This is a genomic window from Pararobbsia alpina (genome assembly GCF_902859895.1).
GTDB classification, from domain to species: Bacteria; Pseudomonadota; Gammaproteobacteria; order Burkholderiales; family Burkholderiaceae; genus Pararobbsia; species Pararobbsia alpina.
The window spans coordinates 1-643 of sequence record NZ_CADIKM010000211.1 but is presented as its reverse complement, the minus strand read 5'-3'; the positions used below and the strand labels follow the sequence as shown (position 1 = coordinate 643).

At 64.5% G+C, this 643-nt stretch carries 1 protein-coding gene; it reads right to left on the bottom strand.

The annotated features are described in order from the left end of the window. Positions 1–643, bottom strand: a 643-nt coding sequence (locus tag HV670_RS30325) for an IS4 family transposase (RefSeq protein WP_175108589.1), incomplete at both ends; no start/stop codon positions are given.

The window sequence follows — 643 nt, the reverse complement described above, 5'->3', positions numbered from 1 at the left end:
TCGAAGAACAGATGTGCGTGCAGATCGGGGCAGGTTCGACCCAGCCGCATCAAATGAGCCACGCGCCAGGCCACCACCAGAAACAGCGCCAACGCGCGCTCGAGCCGTTCGATCGTGCCCAACTGGAGCTCTTCGACCTGACACCCGTTCTTCAGGATGTTGAAGAAGATCTCGATTTCCCAGCGCGCTCGATACCAATCGATCAATTCGATCGCCTCAGCCAACGTGGTCGCCACGCGGTTGGTCAGCAGGCGCCATTCGATCGGCTTAACGCCAGCAGGCGCGTCAAACTCGCGCGCGACCAGGCACGTCGCAGCGACACACTGGCCTTTGCTGGCCGGCAACTCCACGCGCTGCAGCCACAGGCGCTGGTGCACCGTGCGCGCCTTGACGCCATGACGCGCAGCCATCGTGAAGGCGATTTCTCCCACCGCTTCGCCGCGCGTCGCGCGCTCCCACAGCTTGTCGCCCTCGGGCAGGCAGCGGTTATGCGCGGCACGCACCAGCCAGTCGGTCGGGTTACCCAGCGCATGTGCGCGCTCCATCAGCGCCATCAGATCCGCTTCGCGGTCGGCCACATACACCAAGCGCGCGGATGGCAGACTCGGCGCCATCTCGGCGATGCGCTCATAACCTTCGATCC